The organism is Janthinobacterium sp. FT14W, from assembly GCF_009208755.1.
Lineage (GTDB): Bacteria > Pseudomonadota > Gammaproteobacteria > Burkholderiales > Burkholderiaceae_D > Janthinobacterium > Janthinobacterium violaceinigrum.
Genome location: NZ_WFLL01000010.1, coordinates 12,378 through 29,186 on the forward strand (window position 1 = coordinate 12,378; position 16,809 = coordinate 29,186).

Genomic DNA, 16,809 nt, shown 5'->3' on the forward strand with positions numbered 1-16,809 from the left:
CCCCGGCGCAGGCAGCGGGGGGCAAACATACCGATCGTTGGCTTATAGAAAGGCAAACACCATGTCGAGACAATTCGGATATCCGCTGGCAGTGCAACAGGCGGCGCTGCGGCCAGCTGTTGATGAGGGCAATCCCCATCTGGCGTTTGAAGGCAGCAGCGCCTGGGATCACCTCACGTATTACATCGTCCAGGCGGACAAGCAGCAGCCCGGCCCGGACAAGCCGCTGGCAGCGGCGGCGCAGGCCGTAGCGGACGAAGCTGCCCGCTTTGGCACGCCGAAAAGCTTGCGTGCCCTGCTGGCCGCATCGCCTGACGCCCTGGCGCAGGACACGCCGCCGGCCATGCTGTACGCGGGCCTGGTGTGGTTTGTCTTGCGCCTGAAAAATTCGGCGGCCAACATGCTGTCGTATCAGCAATCACTGCTGGAGGCGGGCGTTGGCGCCGGCGACAGGCGCGAAGTACTGCATGCGCTGGGCCCGATGGTGGAAGAAGCGCGCGCGTCCATTGCCCCCCTGCTGCAAGGCTTGAACAAATGGAAGGATGGCGTGTTGCCGGCGAATGCGGCGCTGGCCCAGCGGGCAACACAGACGGGCACCGATCTGCAGGCACAGCAAGAGGCGCTGGGGCGCTTGCAGGCAGCCATCGCATCGATAGAGGAACAATTGGCGCACCTGGGCCTGTTCAGCGGGCACAAGAAAAAGGAACTGGAGGCGCAATTGCACGCCTTGCGCGAGCAGCTGACGCGCGACACGGCGCTGTCCGAGCAGCTGCGACTGCAACTGGCGGGCGTCAACCTGCTGCTGGCCAATGGCGGCTGGCTGGAAGCGGCTATCGATGAGCTAATCCATTGGCTGGACGGCTTGCGCACCGCGTGGAGCGCTCTCGGTTCCGGTACGACCCAGCTGGCGGCCGACGCCAGCGACGCGGAACTGGGCAACGACAGCTGGCTGGCGCAGACACTGGCCAGCGCCATGGCCTTTCCCCTGTGGCAGGCGCTCATCACCGCCGCGCAACGCTACGCCGGCAACGCGCTGGTCGACTTCCCCGCGCCGCCCGACGCGGCGGGATGGCAGCCATGAGGCGCGCCGCCGCACGCCTGCTGCATCTGCTGGCCATGGCCGCCCTGGCGCTGGGACTGCTGCATGCGCCCGCCATGGCGCAAAACAGCAATACCGCCGCGCTGGAAAACGCGCTGCGCCAGCTGGCGCAATTCCAGCGCGAAGTGGCGAATATGCGCAATGCCGTGCGCCAGCCTCTGGGGCCGTACCCGCTGTACACGCAGTGCAGCTGGTGCAGCGAGCACGCGTGGTGGGGCCTGGGCATGTGCACCAGGACGACCACGGAAACATGGTCGCAGAATGTCGATTTCACATGGACGCGCAACCAGCTCGATCAAGTGCTGGCCCGCGCCGAACGCGATGCGGGCAACCTGGGCACGGCATATGCTCCCACCCAGGCATGGATAGACAGCTTGCCGGCCTTTAGCCGCGCCTTTGACGCGAACGCCGACCGCGTGCTGGCGGTGCAGGAGCAGATTCGCCAGGGAATCGGGCCCAACGACCAGCAGCGGCAAACGGCGACGCAGGCACTGCAACAGCTGAGCAGCGACATGGAGCGCAGCTCGGCCCAGCTGAAGGCGGGCACGCAGGCGCTGGCGGTGTCGCTGCAGCAGCAAAGCGCCTATCGAGAACAGATCCGCCTGGCCATCGAGGGTGCCGACCGCTCGGCCCAGGAAGCGCTGCGACAGATTGAACAGGCGGCCCAGTCGCATCACTGCCAGGATGGCTTGCCGCAAAAGTTCAATGCCATCCGCGACGACTTCAAGCGTTCGATCCAGAGCATCTCGGCAGCGTTCCAGCAGCTCGATAGCAGCAGCCGCGGCGCCGAGACCGGCCTGGCCGCACTGCTGGGCGCAGTCGTCACCTCCCAGACCGACATGCAATCCATCCTCGACCTGCTCAAGGCGGCGCAGAACGACAAGCTGGGCAGTTTCCTCGAGCGGCTGCACCTGAATGCGGCGAAACAGCAATGGCACGACCTGGCCAATGCCTATACGCGGGTGGCGCGCGAAGCGGCGCTGGCGCAAGGAGGCGGCTGACACAGACAGACACTGCCAGGATGCCGCCGCTTTGCGCCGTCTCAATACCACGGCCGCCCTGCTTCCTATGATGAGCATATGCAGCTTGTGCAATGTCGCATCCATTGGGGGGGCCGTGGGCAAATCGGATACCAGCAGCGCCAATGCGCCGGCAGCGGCGCGCAAGAAGGATGTGCTGCCGTACATCCTGCTGTTCATCCTGCTGGCGGGCTTGCTGGCCGTGCTGGCGGGCGCCCTGCTGCCGCCCTACTACCACGCCGTGCCGGCCCTGCTGTGGAGCCTGGGCTTTTGCGTCAGCGGCATGCTGCTGGGATTCCTGTTCGGCATCCCCCGCACCCTGCCCTCGGGCACCGTCAACATGGCGCCGCCCGACGAGCGGACGAGTGCCAAGGGCCGCTCCACGGACGAACCACCCGCCGCTGGGACCGATGCGGCCGCCAGCAATACCCTGTTCCTGGGCACGCCCACGCCCATGGAAATCAATTCCAACCTGGTGGAAGTATCGGACTGGCTGACGAAAATCATCGTCGGCGTGGGCTTGATCGAGCTGAAAAGCCTGCCCGGCAGCGCGCGCGCCATGGCCGCCTTCATCGCCCCCAGCCTGGCCACCGACACGCCCACGGCCATGGCCGTGGTGGGTGGCATCATGCTGTTCTTCTCCGTGCATGGCTTCCTGATCGGCTACCTGCTCACGCGCATCTATCTGTCCATCATGATCAAGCGCGCCGACAGCATGGTCAAGAACGAGTCCGTGCGCCTGGAAAGCGGCAAGGAAATCGAAGTGACGGAACTGAGCCGATTGCAGCAGAAATCGCTCGACGACATGCAGGAAGCCGTCACGCAGCTGCTGCTGGCGCATCCGCCTGACTGCGGCGGCACCGTCGCGGCCCTGGCCGGCATGCCGGCGGCGCAGAAACCCGCCAGCCTGGTGCTGTGGCTGGACGACCACCCGCGCAACAATACCTTGCTGGTGGAGCAGCTGGAGCGGGAAAACATCAAGGTGGAACAGGCCGTATCGATGCGGCAGGCGCTGGCCATGCTGCAACAGAAACACTATGCGCTGCTGATCACGGACATGGCGCGGGCGGAAAATGGCCGCAGGATCAAGGATGCGGGCGTGCACACGGTGCGCGAAGTGCGGCAGTCGCAGCCCGCGCTGCCCATCGTCGTGTATTGCAGCAAGGATACGCTGGCCAGCTACGGCACGGAGGCGGAAGCGGCGGGCGCCCGCTTCATCACCACCTCGGGCACCAGCCTGCTGGCCACCGTCAACAAGCTATTGCACGAAGAGCGCGAAGATGGCGCTCAGTCAGCGCCGCAGGCATAGCTGCCCACGTGGTGCAGCGAACAGCGCTGCGGGTGCGCCAGCCGGTTGGGCGCAAACACGCAGATGCCCGTGTCGGCCAACAGGCCTTGCGCATCGCCGTCCGCGCATGCCTGCGCCAGCCAGCTGTCGCCATACGACACGCCATCGAGCAGCTGCGCCAGCGGCACTGGCGCCGCCAGCATCGCGCTTTCAATGCAGGCGGGCTCGTAGTGCGTGAGACCCGTTTCCAGGAAGAACGGCGACGGCACGGCGTCGCCATCGTCCGAGTATGTGGGCGACAGATACGCCTGCAGCGCATCCCAGTCGGGGAAGCGGCCGCGGCAGGCAAACACGTGGACGATGGACACGCTGTCGGCCATGCTTACAGCTTTTCCATCTTTTGCCGCACGGCCGGCGCCGTCGAGGCCGTCGGTGCCAGTTCCAGATAGGTTTTATACGCGGCTTTTGCCTTGGCGGCATCGCCGGCCCTGGCATACGCGTCGCCCAGGTTCAGGTAGGCAATGGCGCGCGACGGGTCCATCTTGACCGTGTTTTCAAACCAGCGGGCCGCTTCGCGGTATTTTTCCTGCTTGTAGAAGACAAAGCCCAGGTTGTTGGCCGCCAGCGCAAAGTCGGGCCGCAATTTCAGCGCTTCCGTGAATTGCGCTTCCGCCGCCGCATATTGTTTCTCCTTGTACAGCTGCAAGCCCCGGTCGTTGGCCCGCTGCGCCAGCTGGCGCGTGGAGGTGGGCACGGCGCCCGGCGTGACGATCTTCTGTTCGCCGCCCTGCAAATCCTTCACCGTGACGCTGGCCGCTGCCGGCTTGGCGTCCAGCTTGCTATTGAGGGCGATGGCTTCCGTCGACAGCTGCGTCGTGTTCGGGCTGAGGAACTCCGTTTCGCCTGGCAATTCGAAGACGAAATCGCCCCCTTCCGAGCCGGGCAGGCTGCCGAACGCGGGCGTCTGGTTCGATACGCTGGACACGGCAGGCGCCACATAGGCGGCCAGTTCCGTGGCCGTGATCAGACCGTCGCCGTTCAGATCGCCCTTGCCTGCCAGGCCTTGCAGCAAGGTCCACGTGAACACGGAGTGGCCGTTCGGCCCCCCGTCGGCGACCAGCTGGTCGCCGCCGCCCGCCGTCAGCATTTGCCGGCCGATGCGCTTGGCGTTGTCGCGCAGGAAGGAGCTGGAACCGGCGCCGCGCGTCAGGCCCAGGCCGCTGTAGCAGGCATCCATGACGAAGAACGCATGCTTGGCCGTCAGGGATTCCGCGATATTCTGGATTTCCGTCATCGGGATCGCATCCGTGGCGAACTGGGCCGGGTCGGAATCGACGGGCACGATATAGCCGAGGTCGCGCCCGGAACTGAGCTTGCGCGTGGCGCCGTGGCCGGCGAAGAACACGAAGATGCGGTCATTCTTTTGCACGCCGCCGTGGGCCAGCTTGTCGTGGAAGGCGGCCAGGATATTGTTGCGCGTCGCTTCGCCATTTTTCAGGGTCACGACGCGCTCGGGCGCGAACGCGAATTTCTCGATCAGGGTTTCGCGGATGCCTTGCGCATCGCGCACCGCATACTGCAATTTCGGCCATTTCGCATAATCGTCGATGCCGATCACGACGGCCCAGGAATTCGCATAGCCCGTGGTCACGGGCACTTTTTCCGGTGCGGGGGCCGCGCTTCTCGCCACCTGGAAACTCGTGCCATCCCAGCCCGCGAATTGATAGCCTTCGGCAATCAGCTTGTCCAGCACGGCCGGCAAGGCTTTCACCGTGCGTTCATGGATGTCGTGGAACAGGACGATGCCCCGTCCCGCCTTGTCGACGGACGCCAGCACCCGGTTCGTGATGGAGCTGGGCACGGGGTCGGCCCAGTCCAGCGAATCGATGTTCCACATCACGGATTTCAAATGCGCATCGGCCAGCGCGGCCATGCCTTCGCTGTTGCGCGCACCATATGGAAAACGGAACAGCGCGGCCCGCTCGGGGCTGATGGCCTTCAATAAAGTGTCGGTGCCGAGGATTTCGCCTTTCAGTTTGTCGCCCGTCTGTTTCGACAGCTGGGCGTGGCTGAAACTGTGGTTGCCCACGGCATAGCCTTCTTTCATCAGCTTGCGGCTCACTTCCGCGCCGGCGCCCAGCTTGGCGTGGCCTTCCGCGTCCAGGCTGCCCAGGTTGCGGCCCACATTGAAGAACACGGCCGGCACGCCATACTGTTTCAGGATGGCGCTGATTTCTTCCGTGTAGCGGCGGTGCGGGCCGTCGTCAAAGGTCAGCACGATGGTTTTCTTCGGCAAACCGAGGCCGAAGATTTCCGCCTCGTCCTTCTTGGGCGCGGGCTTGGCGTCGGGTATGGAACCGGCCGGCGGTGTTGCATAGGGCACGACGATGCCGTTTTCCTTGAGGATCTGTTCGCGGCTGTAGAGCTTTTTCAGCTGCGCCACGTAATCGTCCCACCGTTCACGCTTGAGTTCGATGGCGCGCTGGCCCAGGTTGCCGAAGATTTGCCGGATTTCCTTCTCGTAATTGCGCTCGATCTCGCCCAGCGCATCGAGGTCTTCCGAAATGCGCTTGTGCAGCTTGATGGCCGGCAAGGAGGAATCCTTGGCCACGTCCGCCAGCATGCTTTGCAGCAGCTCGCGGAAAGCCAGGCGGTCCGCGTCGTACAGGCCGGGGTCGGATTCGATATAGGTGAGTAGGCTGTCGAGCGCTTCGAAGCGGCCCGGATTCGTGGGCGCCGTCAGCTGGTCCAGCGCCGCATCCAGCCTGGCGATGCGTTCCTGGTTTTCATGGAACAGCGCTTGCCCCACTTTACGGGCTTCATCGCGCGCGCCTTCGGACAAGCTTTGCTCGTCGGCCAGCAGCACGATGATCTTGCGGAAATTGCCCAGCAGGTCGCGGAACTGGCTGGCCACGGCGGCCGTGTCGGCAGCGGACTGCGGCGCGGCGCCCTGGCTGCCGGACGCGCTGGCGGGAGTGCCCGGCGTGGCGGTGGCGGCCGGACGGGTGTACGTATAAATGCCGGCCCCAGCGGCGAGTGCCACGACAACGGTGGCGGCGATCTTGATCGGCTTGGAAGTCACAGGCTTGTCATTCCCTTCACATACTATGCATAGAATTCGGATGGCGCGGATGCGCGAGATGCATAATTGTAGAGCACGCTTGGCAAAATGCTCATCCGCACGCTGAATTTCGGCAATAATATGGCTGTAAAGATGACAACCAAGCTCCATCGAGCATAAAAACAGGAAAGACGATGCACAAGAAACTCTGCGCCGCTGCGCTGATGCTGGGAATGGCCCTGATGCTGCTGCAATTGCGCGCGCATGCGGGCGATGGCGTGGTGAAACTGGTGGGGCGCGTGTGCCTGCCCCACTAAGCTGCGCCCCGCAGTGAAGCACGCCCTCCTCTTGCTGCACTACACCTTGGCCGGTTCCCAGTAACTGGCCAGTCCCAGTTTTTTCAAGCCCGCCGCCACGAAACGCGGTTCCAGCAACTCTTCCGCCGTCAAGGGTTGGCGGATCAGTTTTTGTTCCTGCGCAAACGCCAGCACCCGGCGGTAATGGCGGTACACGGCATCGTCGTACAGGGGCGACCAGCGTTCCTTCCACTGCAAGCCGGGATCGTCGTAGCTGCGCCGCACCACGCTGTCGGGCGTGCCGTTGCGCGTGCCATCCTTGATCACGGCTTCGCGGTTGCCGTCGAGCGCCGCCCAGTGCTGGGCCCGCAGCCAGGCCGTGGCCACCAGTTCCGCGATGTCGGGATGGGCTTGCGTAAAGTCGCGCCGCGCCCACAGTTCCGCGCGCATTTTTCTCTCTGGCAAGCCCTTGCTGGACCAGATGATGCGGCCGATGCCCTTGTCTTCCAGCGGATAGCCATTGATCATGAACAAGGCGTCGACGGCGCCCGTGGCCAGGGCCGCCGTGCCCGGTTTCAAGTCCATATTAATAAGCCGAAAATCCGTGGGCGACATGCGCTGGTCGGCGATCAGCTGGCGCAAGCCCAGTTCCCACGGCCGGCCCCGGTGCACGCTGATGCGCTTGCCCTTCAGGTCGGCCAGCGACGTGGCGCGCGAACCGGTGGGCACCAGCAGGAACTGGTCCGTGCCCCGCCCCGCCGGCACGATCACCTGCGTGCGCACGCCGCCCGCATTCAGTATCACGGACGGCAAGTCGCCATATGCGGCCATGTCGATGCGCCCGCTGGCGAACGCTTCGTTCATGGTGGCGCCCGTGTCGCCCGTGACGGGCAGCCATTCCAGCCGCACGCCCCGCTGCTTGAGCTCGCGCGCCAGCCAGCCTTCCTGCTGCACCCGGTAAGCGATGCCGCCCAGTTCCGCCTTGCCGTATTCCGCGAAGCCCGTCGAGGCGATGCGCAGGGCCGCCGGCGGCCCCCGCGTCGCTTTCACCGCGGCCGCGGCCGCCTTTCCCGCCAGGGGCAGCAAAGCCAGCCCGCCCATCACCGTGCGTCGCCGCATCGCATTCTCCTCATCATCGAGCATGGCCACCGTTGACGTGCTTCCCGCTCAGGCTGCGCGGCGCGTCTGCGCCAGCGCCGCTTCGAAAGGACGGGGATCGATCCACGCGCGCACGTCGACCTGGCTGGGCAGGAAGTTCCAGCGGAACAGGAAATCGCTGAAATCCTGCAAGCCCGCGATCGACGTTTCCGCCAGGTCCGTATCCAGGCGCAAATGCGCATCCTTGCCGTACGCCACCTGCACCCAGTGCTCGCTGGCATTCGATTCGCGCGCGAGGAAGCGCCGCGTGTCGTCCGCGTGGCCCCGCGCCCACGCCTCGGCCCGCAGCACCTGCTCGACCAGGGTCACGGCAGAGCTAAAATGATTGTCCAGCAAGTGCGCATCGACGCTCAGGGTGCGCGGCGTGCCGTTGTTGGCGCGGATCAGGGGTTCGGGATGGCTGCCCGTGTCGATCACCGTGTGCAAGCCGAACTGCTGCGCCAGCTGGGCGGCCGAGGCGCCTTTCAAAAAGATCGCGTCCACCTCGCCCCGCAAGAGGCCCAGCAACTCCGGGCTTTGCCCGCCCCGCCGCGCGCCGCTGAACAGATTCGTTGCCGTGCCCTTTTCCGGCGGCGCCTCGCTCTGGCCTGCATTGACCACATAATCGACCAGTTCCACGTCGGCAACCGTCAGCCCTTCCAGGCTCAGCGCGTTTTCCAGCCCCCGCAACGCTTGCGCGCGCGCAAAGTCGATCTGCGCCCTGCGCCACAATGGCAAGCCGAAACGCCGGCCCTTCAAGTCGCGCACCGTGGCGATGCCGCTGCCGGGCAGGGTCAGTATCAGCTGCGTCTCGTCCGACCACGACAGGCCGATCACGCGCGTCTCGCGTCCCGCCGCGCGCGCCCACAGGGCGGGGATATTGCCGCCGTGGCGCACGGAATTTCGCAGGGTATGGTCGAAATGCGATTCGCGCACGGCTTCCTGCTCCGATTCGCGCAAGGAGCGCAAGCTGGTGCCGTCGGCGCGCAAGGCTTCTTCCAGCCAGCCCTGCTGCAAGGCTATCCCCAGGCCCGTCGGGACGGGGCAGCGCGTGTACCACAGGGTGTCGAGTGCGTTGTTATTGCTCATCTTGTATCTCCAGGTTGATGGATATCAAAAAAACTACAGCGCCATCCTGCGCGCCCATTCATTGCCATCCCATAAGCTGCTGGGATCTACCTGCTGCGCGACAGGCGCATGCGATTCGTCGAGGTCGCTGAAATCCCCATGCAGGCCGTCGCGGATGGCGACAAAGCCGGCGGAACCGCGCTGGCGCGGGTGTGCCAGCGGCACGTCCTGCACCCGGCGCACCTTGCCCGGGCGCGCGTCGAGCACGACGATGCGGTCGGCCAGGTAGACGGCTTCGTCGATGTCATGCGTGACCATCACCATGGTGATGCCCTCGTCCTGCCACAATCGGCGCAATTCCTGCTGCAGGCGCAAGCGGGTCAGCGCGTCGAGCGCGCCCAGCGGCTCGTCCAGCAGCAGCACGTCGGGGCGGCCCACGAGGGCGCGGGCAATCGCGGCCCGCTGCGACATGCCGCCCGACAATTGATGCGGATACGCCTCCGCATAGCCATCGAGGCCCACGCGCGCGATTTCCGCCGCCACGCGCGCTTCACGCTCGGCCAGCGGCACCCTGGTATTGCTGAACGCCACGGCCACGTTCTGCTGCACCGTCAGCCAGGGAAACAGGCGGTGGTCCTGGAACACGAGGCCCCGGCGCAGATCCGTGCCGCGGATGGGTATGCCATCGTGCAGCAGCAAGCCCGCGTAGTCCGTGTCCAGGCCCGCCAAGAGGCGCAGCAGGGTGGATTTGCCGCAGCCGGAGGCGCCCACGATGGCGACGAATTCACCGGGTGCGATGGTCAGGGAAATGTCGTCGAGCACGGGCAGCGGCGCGCCTTTCAGCGCAAACGACTTGCTCACGTGCTGCACTTGCAGGCCGCCGCTCAGCTGCGGGCGTTGCGGCAACAGGGCCGAAGGGGAAACGAAATCATTCATGGCGCACTCTCTGCGGTGGGGGCGAGGGAAGAAACGGCGGCGGGCGGCGCCCGGCGCAGCCAGCGGCTGCCGTGGAAAGCCAGCCAGCCGGCCAGCCAGGGAAACAGCCAGATCAGGAACACATTGCGCAAGCCCGTCAGGTCGGCCAGGCGGCCCGCCGCCAGCGCGCCGGCCGTGCCGCCCACCATGCCGAACAGGGTCAAATGGGCGGAAACACGGGCCTTGTCGACGGGCGCGCGGGCGATATTGTCCGTATTGACGAGGTTATTCACGCCCAGGCCCAGGCCCAGCAGCACGGACGCGGCCAGGTAGGCGATGCTGTCCGGCCACAAGCCCAGGATCAGCAAGGCCCCCATGATGGCCAGGTGGGCGCCGCCATACAGCTGCTCGCGGTAGCGGCTGGCCAGCACGAAGCGGCCCAGGAACAGCAGCACGAGCACGCAGCTCAAGCCCTGCACGGCCATCAGCCAGACGGAGTGGTGCGCAGGCCAGTGCAGCACGCGGATGGCCAGCAGGATGGAAAACACGCCCACGCTGGACGCCGTGAAGCTGGCGAGGATTTCGAACAGGTAAGTAACGCGCACGACAGGCAGGCGCAGCAGTTCGCGCAGGCTGGCCGCGCCCGGCAGCGACGCATGGCCAGCCTGCTTGCGGGGCGCCGTGTTGTTTGGCAACACTTGCCAGCCCAGCACGGCCAGGATGGCGAACATCAGGGCCGAGATCAAAAAGCCCGCCTTCAGTCCCAGCTGCGCGATCAGGTAATTGCCGCACAGGGGACCCAGGAACTGCATGCCGAGGATCAAGGTGCCCTTGTACCAGCCCGCCTTGCCCTGCCCCAGTTCCGGCAAGCGCACGAGAAACACGGTGCTCATGGCCACGATGCGCAGCGAAATGCACAGGCCCACCAGAAACATCAGCAGGGCCACCCATTGCCAGCCGGGCAGCCACGGCAGCACGCAAAAGGCCAGCGCCAGGCTCAGGCTGACTCCGGCATACAGATGCTTCGGGTTGCCGCGCGAAAGAATGTAGCCGGCCGGAATGGTGCCCAGCGCCATGGCCAGGGTTTCCGCGCTGCTGATCGTGGCCAGCTGGAAATTGCTTACATGCAGATGCAAGCCCAGCAAGGTAGCCAGCACCTTGTTCATGCCGATGGTCACGCCCGACAGCAGGGTCAAGCCGATAAAGCGCAGCAAAAAGGCGCGCAGCTCGCCGTCGCGGGCAGTGGCGGCCGCGTCCGGCTGGAATGGCAAGGATTCACTCACTGCTGCGCCCCTTCACCAGCAGGCGCGCCAGCCGCGCAAACGCCACGTTCATCGCCTGCGCCAGCAAGGCGATCACGAGCACGGCCAGCAGCACGACATCCATGCGGCCCGACACCTCGCCGTTGAGCAGCAATGATCCCATGCCGGGGCCGGCCGCAAACAGCAGCTCGCCGCCCAGGCAAGCGAGCCAGGCGAACGCCAGCGCATGCGTGACGCCGGTGACGATGGCCGGCATGGCGCCCGGCAGCAACACCTGGCGCAAGGTCTGCGCACGCGTCAGGGTCAGCACCTGCCCCACTTCGCGCAGGCGCCCGTCCACCTGGCGCATGCCCGCATACGTGTTGAGCACGGTGGGATAAAAGGCGGCGATGGCGATCACCAGCAGCTTGGCGCCGTCGCCATTGCCCACCCACAAGCCCAGCAAGGGGACCAGGCCCAGCAGCGGGACTTGGCGGATGCTGTGGAACAGGGGCCCGATCAGCCGGTCCGCCAGCGGCGACTGCGCCATCAGCGCGCCCGTGACGATGCCGGCGATGCCGCCCAGCAGCAGGCCGGCCACAGTGCGGCCCAGGCTGGCGCGCAGATGCACCCACAGCTCGCCCGTGACGAGCAGGTCGCGCAGGCTGTGCGCCAGGTCGCCCAAGGACACGAAGATATACTCGGCGGCCGCGCCCTGGCCGGACGCCCATTGCCAGGTGCCCAGCAAGGCCAGCGGCAGCAGCGCGCCCTTGATGATCTGGATCAAACGCTGCTTCATATGGTCTCTCCACTACGCTTCCAGCGCATCAGGCGTGCTTCCAGCGCGTGGCAGCCGCGGTCCAGGCCGAAGCCGATCACGCCCGTCAGCACCACGCCCACCATCACCACGTCGAGGCGGAACATTTGCCGGCCCATTTCCATCATCTGGCCCAGGCCGCTGTCGGCGGCCAGCAATTCCGCGCCCACCAGCACCATCCACGAGCGCGACAGGGCGATGCGCATGCCCGTCAGCGCGGCCGGCACGATGGCGGGCAAGACGATCAGGCGGATGCGCTGCCAGCGCGAGAAACAATACACGTGCGCCACCTCGAAATAGCGCTGCGACAGGTTGCGGATGGCGTCATGCACGGCCAGCGCGACGATGAAGAAACTGGCCTTGGCGACGATAAACACCTTGAAACTCTCGCCTATGCCGAACAGCAGGATAAACAGGGGGATCAGGGCGACGGTGGGCAACTGGCGCAGGATATTGAACGTGGGATCGACATAGCTGCGCAAGCCTGGAGACAGGCCCAGCACCATGCCGAACGCCAGGCCTCCGCTGGCACCCAGGCCGAAACCGGCCAGCAGGCGGAACAGGCTGATGCCCAGGTGCTGGCCCAGCTCGCCGCTGTCGACCAGGTCGGCGGCCGTCAGCAGCACTTGCCAGGGCGACATCAAGATGTGCGCGGGCATCCATTCCAAGGTGGTGGCCGCCGTCCACAGCAGCAGCAAGGCCAGCGGCGAGGTCCACACGGACCAGGGCGAGCGCACGAAGCGCTGCAGCCAGGGGACAGAGGCTGCACGCGCTGGCGCGGCGGCGCGCGGCAAGGCGATGGCGTTGACGAGGGAAGTCATGGCGCCCAGTAGGTTTGCAATTTCAACTGCGCCAGCGCCTGGTTGACGAACTGGGGCGCGAACAGGCTGTCCACTTGCAGGGGCCGTCCGATCAGGCCCGCGCTTTTCGCATAGGCCGCCTCGCCCACGTAATGCTGGCGCAGGCTGGCCGTAAACAACGGCGACCAGCGCGCCTGCCACGGCGTATGGTCGCCCGCCAGTTCGCGCCGCACCACGCTTTCCACCTGGCCGGCCGCCGCTTCCGTGCGCACGTATTCGTCTTCGCCGCCCGCGCCGGCGGCCCGGTGGTGCTCGCGCACATAGGCCGTCACCACCAGCTGGGCCAGCTGCGGATGGCGCTGCAGGAAACCGCTGTCGGCCCACAATTCGGCCCGCATCTTCCAGTCCTGCGGCGGCGCCTTGCTGGACCAGATGATCTTGCCCACCTTTTTATCTTCCAGCAGGAAGGCGTCGCTGAGGGTAAAGAAAGCGTCGGCGCCGCCCGTCGCCACGGCCGCCGCACCCGCCTGCGGATTCAGGTTGAGGATTTTCACGTCGCGCAAGGTCATGCCGTTCGCTTCCAGCAGGCGCGCGAACGGGTATTCCCACGGCCGGCCCCGGTGCAAGGCGATCTTCTTGCCCTTCAAATCCTTGATCGAGCGGGCCGTGGAACCGTTCGGCACCACCAGGTAGGTGTTGCTGAAACTGCCGCCGGGCAGGATCAGCCGGGTCTGCAAGCCCGAGGCGTTGGCGATAATCGAGGGCAAGTCGCCATACTGGGCCAGGTCGATCGACCGGTTGGCAAACGCCTCGTTGACTTGCGTCGCCACGGAATTGGTGGTGACGGCCACCCATTCCAGCTTCACGCCCAGCTTGCCCAGTTCGGCCGCCAGCCAGCCCTGCGCAGCCACCTGGGCGGCGGAGCCGGCAAACACGGTCTTGCCGGACGGCGCCGTGCGGGCCACGACGGCAATGCGCACGGCGGCCGGCAGCGGCTCGGCGGCGGCCGCGAAGGCTGGCGCCAGCAGGCTGGCCGCCACGATGGCGGCAGACAGCTTGCGCCAGCTCAAACGTAATAATTGCAATGACATCTGGGGCCTGTTCTTGAAAGTTATACCAGGTCGGTGGCAGGCAGCAGCGACAAGGCGCGCGCCGTATCGATCAACTTGCTCATCTTCCATTGCTGCAGCAGCACGCCGGGGCCGAAATCGCGCGAACCGCCGATGGCTTCGGCCGCGATCTGGATCTTCGCGCCCTCTTCCAGCAGCAGGATGAATTCGGCCAGCTTCAGCAAGCCCTGCTTGCCCCACACGGTGGCGCCGCCATTCGCTTCCAGGATGGCCGTGGCATGCGTGTTGCGGGCGATTTCGCCGAGGATGAAATCGACTTCCGGCTGGCGGCGGTCGATATAGATGGGAATTTCGCGCACCAGCTGGTAGCGCTGCACGGGCACGTAGCGGATCGGCAGGGTGCGGTGCGTCTGCGCCCACGCGCCCAGCGACGGCGAATGCACGTGCGAAATCGACGTGACCTCGGGCCGTTCGCGGAACAGCTTCAGGTAGCGCGCGCCGCCGTTGTTCGCATTGCCCGCGAGCACCGTGCCGTCCAACGCCAGCACGGCTGCCTTCAGGGGCTGGCCGCGGCGGAACGGGCCGGGATCGTTGACCACCACGACCTTGTCGCCGGCCGGCGTGCGCTCGACAAAGCCCACCGTGCCGTTGGCCGTCAGGCTGCCCGTCTCGCGCAAGCCGTCGAAGGCGATCTGCGCATCGCTGCGCACCTGTTCCACGAAGGCCAGTTCGGCCGCCGTCAACTCCTGCACCTGTACTTGTTGTGCTTCTGCTTGTGCCACGTCCGTCATGTCATGCTCCATTCTGTGGGGTTGGGATACGGGTCAGTCCTGCCTCTACGTTCGCAAGACGCGTGCCAGCGCCGGGGCCGGGGAGGTGGCGGCGCGCTGCTGCCTGCGCAACAGCGGCTGCTGGCGCGGCAGCAGCGTTGCCGGCACGTGCTGTCGGCCAGCCAGCAAGCGGCGCGGGCACGTTTCCTGCAGGGTTCAAGGCTCCACCCACCACGAAAGCATCCCATGACTACCGCAACCGCCCCCGCCGTCGATACCGTCTGGTTCACCCGCTGCCCCGTGCCCACGGCCACGGGCCTGGCCTACAAACTGGGCTGGCTGGACGAGGAATTCGCCCGCGACGGCATCGCGTTAAAGACCCTGCAGGAAGTGGGCGGCGAACTGGCGCGCCACCATTACGAGCATGGCCTGTCCACGCTCGTGCGCGAAGGGGGCAACCTGCTGGCCCTGCCCGCCCACGCGCAAGGGGCGCCCACGCGCCTGATCGGCCTGACCTGGATCGACGAGTGGCAAGCCATCCTCGTGCGCCCCGCTTCCGGCATCGCCACGCCCGCGCAACTGCAGGGCAAGCGTTTGGCGCTGCCCGTATTCCGCGCCGAAGACTTGCGCGAGAACCGGCGCGGACGCAGCATCGCGCGCGGCATGAGCCTGGCCGGCTACAAGGGCGTGCTGGCGTCCGCCGGCTTGACGCTGGACGACGTGCAACTGGTGGAAGTGGGGGCCGACGCGCCGGCGCAAGCCGATCTGGGCGCGGGCCTGTGGCAGGGCATCGCGCCGCTGCTGCGCGGCGAAGTCGATGCCGTCTACGTGAAAGGCGCGGCGGCGGCCGAAGCGGCCCGCGCGGCGGGACTGGCCGTGGGCATCGACATCGACGCCCTGCCCGACCGGCGCTTCCGCGTGAACAACGGCACGCCGCGGCCGATCACCGTGCATGCAACGATGCTGGAGCAGCATTTCGAGCTGGTCGTGCGCTTTTTGACGCAGACCCTGCGCGCCGCGCACTGGGCGCGCAGCCACAAGGAAAAGGTGCAGGCCATCCTGCAGGGCGAAACGCGGGCCGGCGCCGACGCCGTGGCCGAAGCCTACCGCGACGGTTTTCACCTGACCCTGGCGCCCGACCTGTCGGAAGAAAAAGTGGCGCTGTTCCGCCAGCAGAAGGATTTCCAGCTGCAGCACGGTTTCCTGGACCGCGACGTCGATATCGATGGCTGGACAGACCGCCGCCCCCTGGAAGAAGCGCAGCGGCGGCTGGACGCGCTGCTGCGGCAGGCCGCATAAAGAAACGGAGCCAGCGCACGAACAGGCGCTGGCCCCGGGAACTACGGCATCAGGGCAAACGCGCCCTAGGCAGCCAGGGCCGCGTGCGGTGCGGCGGCCGGTTGTGCCAGCCGCTGCAGCGAGCGGATGGTGGCCGCACAAGCGGCGGCCAGTTCCGCGCCCTTGACCTTGAAATGCTGGAAGTAGAATTCCTGGTGCTCGTGGCCCGCGTGGAAGTGGTGCGGGGTCAGCACGGCCGACAGCACGGGCACGCCCGTCGCCAGCTGCACCTGCATCATGCCGGAGATGACGGCATCGGCCACGAAGTCATGGCGGTAGATGCCGCCGTCGACCACCAGCGCCGAGGCGGCAATCGCCGCGTACTGGCCGCTCCTGGCCAGCACTTGCGCGTGCAGGGGAATTTCAAAGGCGCCGGCGACATCGACGATATCGATGTCGCTCTCGGCATAGCCCAGGGCCGCCATGTCGGCGATGAAGGACAAGCGGCATTGCGCGACGATGTCGCGGTGCCAGCCCGCCTGGATGAAGGCGATGCGCTTGCCTGGTGCTGCGTGTGCTCGTGACATACAAAAGACTCCTGTTTTTAAAAATGACAAAAAAAACAGGGCATGGGATCGAAGGGGATATCGCAGGCGCGTGAAAGCCGCGCCCAACTGCGCATGCAGGCACGCGCGCCCGCGCACCGACGGCAAGGCCGCCCATGCGCCGGGCGTATGCCGGCACCAACACAATGATGCATCCCGCTCTCTCTTTATCCGGACTATACCGTCGGCCCCGGAATCACACCAGGTCTGCTGACCTTGCCGGCCAGGTCCGAAGACCGCGCCGGCAAGCGCTCGCGGGCTAGGCACGCATGCCATTACCGCCGGTGGGGAATCGCACCCCGCCCTGAGAACGTTGCGTGGCCGCCGCACCGGGTGCGGCAGCCA

General features: G+C 66.2%; 16 protein-coding genes and 1 riboswitch. Of the genes, 5 read left to right on the forward strand and 11 right to left on the reverse strand.

Features of this window, described 5'->3' with window-relative positions:
* The first annotated feature begins 61 nt into the window (after positions 1–61).
* The 3 genes from GCN74_RS09300 to GCN74_RS09310 all read left to right on the forward strand — a co-directional run bounded on the left by GCN74_RS09300 (position 62) and on the right by GCN74_RS09310 (position 3,427).
* Positions 62–1,081, forward strand: coding sequence for a hypothetical protein (locus GCN74_RS09300; RefSeq protein ID WP_152256409.1), 1,020 nt, complete (start codon positions 62–64; stop codon positions 1,079–1,081).
* On the forward strand, positions 1,078–2,100 hold the full coding sequence (locus GCN74_RS09305) for a hypothetical protein (RefSeq protein WP_152256410.1): 1,023 nt from the start codon (positions 1,078–1,080) through the stop codon (positions 2,098–2,100). Before GCN74_RS09300 ends, GCN74_RS09305 begins: the two co-directional genes overlap by 4 nt.
* A 115-nt stretch (positions 2,101–2,215) precedes the next feature.
* The gene (locus GCN74_RS09310) at positions 2,216–3,427 is read left to right on the forward strand and encodes a response regulator (protein WP_193317024.1); all 1,212 of its coding nucleotides are present in this window, start codon (positions 2,216–2,218) and stop codon (positions 3,425–3,427) included.
* On the opposite strand, the gene GCN74_RS09315 is transcribed toward GCN74_RS09310, so the two are convergent.
* Both GCN74_RS09315 and GCN74_RS09320 read right to left on the reverse strand, forming a co-directional pair.
* A complete protein-coding gene (locus tag GCN74_RS09315) occupies positions 3,406–3,786 on the reverse strand; it encodes an immunity 22 family protein (protein WP_152256412.1) in 381 nt (126 codons plus the stop codon). The genes GCN74_RS09310 and GCN74_RS09315 overlap by 22 nt on opposite strands.
* 2 nt (positions 3,787–3,788) lie before the next feature.
* Positions 3,789–6,488, reverse strand: a complete 2,700-nt coding sequence (locus GCN74_RS09320; protein WP_152256413.1) for a polysaccharide deacetylase family protein — start codon at positions 6,486–6,488, stop codon at positions 3,789–3,791.
* A 173-nt stretch (positions 6,489–6,661) separates the two neighbouring features.
* Here GCN74_RS09320 and GCN74_RS29530 point away from each other — a divergent pair, with 173 nt between their 5' ends.
* Positions 6,662–6,784, forward strand: coding sequence for a hypothetical protein (locus GCN74_RS29530; RefSeq protein WP_264372532.1), 123 nt, complete (start codon positions 6,662–6,664; stop codon positions 6,782–6,784).
* Between the two features lie 39 nt (positions 6,785–6,823).
* Here GCN74_RS29530 and GCN74_RS09325 read toward each other — a convergent pair whose 3' ends face one another.
* From GCN74_RS09325 to GCN74_RS09360, 8 genes are read right to left on the reverse strand one after another with little or no spacing between them, the layout of a single operon-like run.
* Positions 6,824–7,882 carry an ABC transporter substrate-binding protein gene (locus GCN74_RS09325; RefSeq protein ID WP_193317025.1) on the reverse strand — a complete coding sequence of 353 codons (1,059 nt, stop codon included), beginning with the start codon at positions 7,880–7,882 and terminating at the stop codon, positions 6,824–6,826.
* 48 nt (positions 7,883–7,930) lie between these two features.
* Complete coding sequence (locus tag GCN74_RS09330; protein WP_152256415.1) at positions 7,931–8,989, reverse strand: ABC transporter substrate-binding protein; 1,059 nt, start codon at positions 8,987–8,989, stop codon at positions 7,931–7,933.
* A gap of 33 nt (positions 8,990–9,022) precedes the next feature.
* Positions 9,023–9,904 carry an ABC transporter ATP-binding protein gene (locus GCN74_RS09335; protein WP_152256416.1) on the reverse strand — a complete coding sequence of 294 codons (882 nt, stop codon included), beginning with the start codon at positions 9,902–9,904 and terminating at the stop codon, positions 9,023–9,025.
* Complete coding sequence (locus GCN74_RS09340) at positions 9,901–11,166, reverse strand: MFS transporter (protein WP_152256417.1); 1,266 nt, start codon at positions 11,164–11,166, stop codon at positions 9,901–9,903. Before GCN74_RS09340 ends, GCN74_RS09335 begins: the two co-directional genes overlap by 4 nt.
* Positions 11,159–11,923, reverse strand: a complete 765-nt coding sequence (locus tag GCN74_RS09345; RefSeq protein ID WP_152256418.1) for an ABC transporter permease — start codon at positions 11,921–11,923, stop codon at positions 11,159–11,161. The genes GCN74_RS09340 and GCN74_RS09345 overlap by 8 nt, the downstream gene beginning before the upstream one ends.
* The gene (locus GCN74_RS09350; RefSeq protein ID WP_152256419.1) at positions 11,920–12,762 is read right to left on the reverse strand and encodes an ABC transporter permease; all 843 of its coding nucleotides are present in this window, start codon (positions 12,760–12,762) and stop codon (positions 11,920–11,922) included. Before GCN74_RS09350 ends, GCN74_RS09345 begins: the two co-directional genes overlap by 4 nt.
* Positions 12,759–13,832: a PhnD/SsuA/transferrin family substrate-binding protein gene (locus GCN74_RS09355; protein ID WP_152256420.1), complete on the reverse strand. Its 1,074-nt coding sequence runs from the start codon at positions 13,830–13,832 to the stop codon at positions 12,759–12,761. The genes GCN74_RS09350 and GCN74_RS09355 overlap by 4 nt, the downstream gene beginning before the upstream one ends.
* Before the next feature lie 20 nt (positions 13,833–13,852).
* Complete coding sequence (locus tag GCN74_RS09360; RefSeq protein WP_152256421.1) at positions 13,853–14,602, reverse strand: class II aldolase/adducin family protein; 750 nt, start codon at positions 14,600–14,602, stop codon at positions 13,853–13,855.
* Between the two features lie 225 nt (positions 14,603–14,827).
* Between GCN74_RS09360 and GCN74_RS09365 the strand changes: the two genes are divergently transcribed.
* Complete coding sequence (locus GCN74_RS09365; protein WP_152256422.1) at positions 14,828–15,880, forward strand: ABC transporter substrate-binding protein; 1,053 nt, start codon at positions 14,828–14,830, stop codon at positions 15,878–15,880.
* 65 nt (positions 15,881–15,945) lie between these two features.
* On the opposite strand, the gene GCN74_RS09370 is transcribed toward GCN74_RS09365, so the two are convergent.
* Positions 15,946–16,446, reverse strand: a complete 501-nt coding sequence (locus tag GCN74_RS09370) for a 6,7-dimethyl-8-ribityllumazine synthase (protein ID WP_152256423.1) — start codon at positions 16,444–16,446, stop codon at positions 15,946–15,948.
* Positions 16,447–16,618: 172 nt separating this feature from the next.
* A riboswitch (FMN riboswitch) is annotated at positions 16,619–16,780 on the reverse strand.
* Positions 16,781–16,809 lie beyond the last annotated feature (29 nt).

Coding starts and splice junctions, on each gene's coding strand:
- GCN74_RS09335 (WP_152256416.1), bottom strand. CDS start 9,904: ATGAATGATTTCGTTTCCCCTTCGGCCCTGTTGCCGCAACGCCCGCAG.
- GCN74_RS09365 (WP_152256422.1), top strand. CDS start 14,828: ATGACTACCGCAACCGCCCCCGCCGTCGATACCGTCTGGTTCACCCGC.
- GCN74_RS09360 (WP_152256421.1), bottom strand. CDS start 14,602: ATGACGGACGTGGCACAAGCAGAAGCACAACAAGTACAGGTGCAGGAG.
- GCN74_RS09370 (WP_152256423.1), bottom strand. CDS start 16,446: ATGTCACGAGCACACGCAGCACCAGGCAAGCGCATCGCCTTCATCCAG.
- GCN74_RS09300 (WP_152256409.1), top strand. CDS start 62: ATGTCGAGACAATTCGGATATCCGCTGGCAGTGCAACAGGCGGCGCTG.
- GCN74_RS09330 (WP_152256415.1), bottom strand. CDS start 8,989: ATGAGCAATAACAACGCACTCGACACCCTGTGGTACACGCGCTGCCCC.
- GCN74_RS09325 (WP_193317025.1), bottom strand. CDS start 7,882: ATGCGGCGACGCACGGTGATGGGCGGGCTGGCTTTGCTGCCCCTGGCG.
- GCN74_RS09345 (WP_152256418.1), bottom strand. CDS start 11,923: ATGAAGCAGCGTTTGATCCAGATCATCAAGGGCGCGCTGCTGCCGCTG.
- GCN74_RS29530 (WP_264372532.1), top strand. CDS start 6,662: ATGCACAAGAAACTCTGCGCCGCTGCGCTGATGCTGGGAATGGCCCTG.
- GCN74_RS09315 (WP_152256412.1), bottom strand. CDS start 3,786: ATGGCCGACAGCGTGTCCATCGTCCACGTGTTTGCCTGCCGCGGCCGC.
- GCN74_RS09305 (WP_152256410.1), top strand. CDS start 1,078: ATGAGGCGCGCCGCCGCACGCCTGCTGCATCTGCTGGCCATGGCCGCC.
- GCN74_RS09350 (WP_152256419.1), bottom strand. CDS start 12,762: ATGACTTCCCTCGTCAACGCCATCGCCTTGCCGCGCGCCGCCGCGCCA.
- GCN74_RS09355 (WP_152256420.1), bottom strand. CDS start 13,832: ATGTCATTGCAATTATTACGTTTGAGCTGGCGCAAGCTGTCTGCCGCC.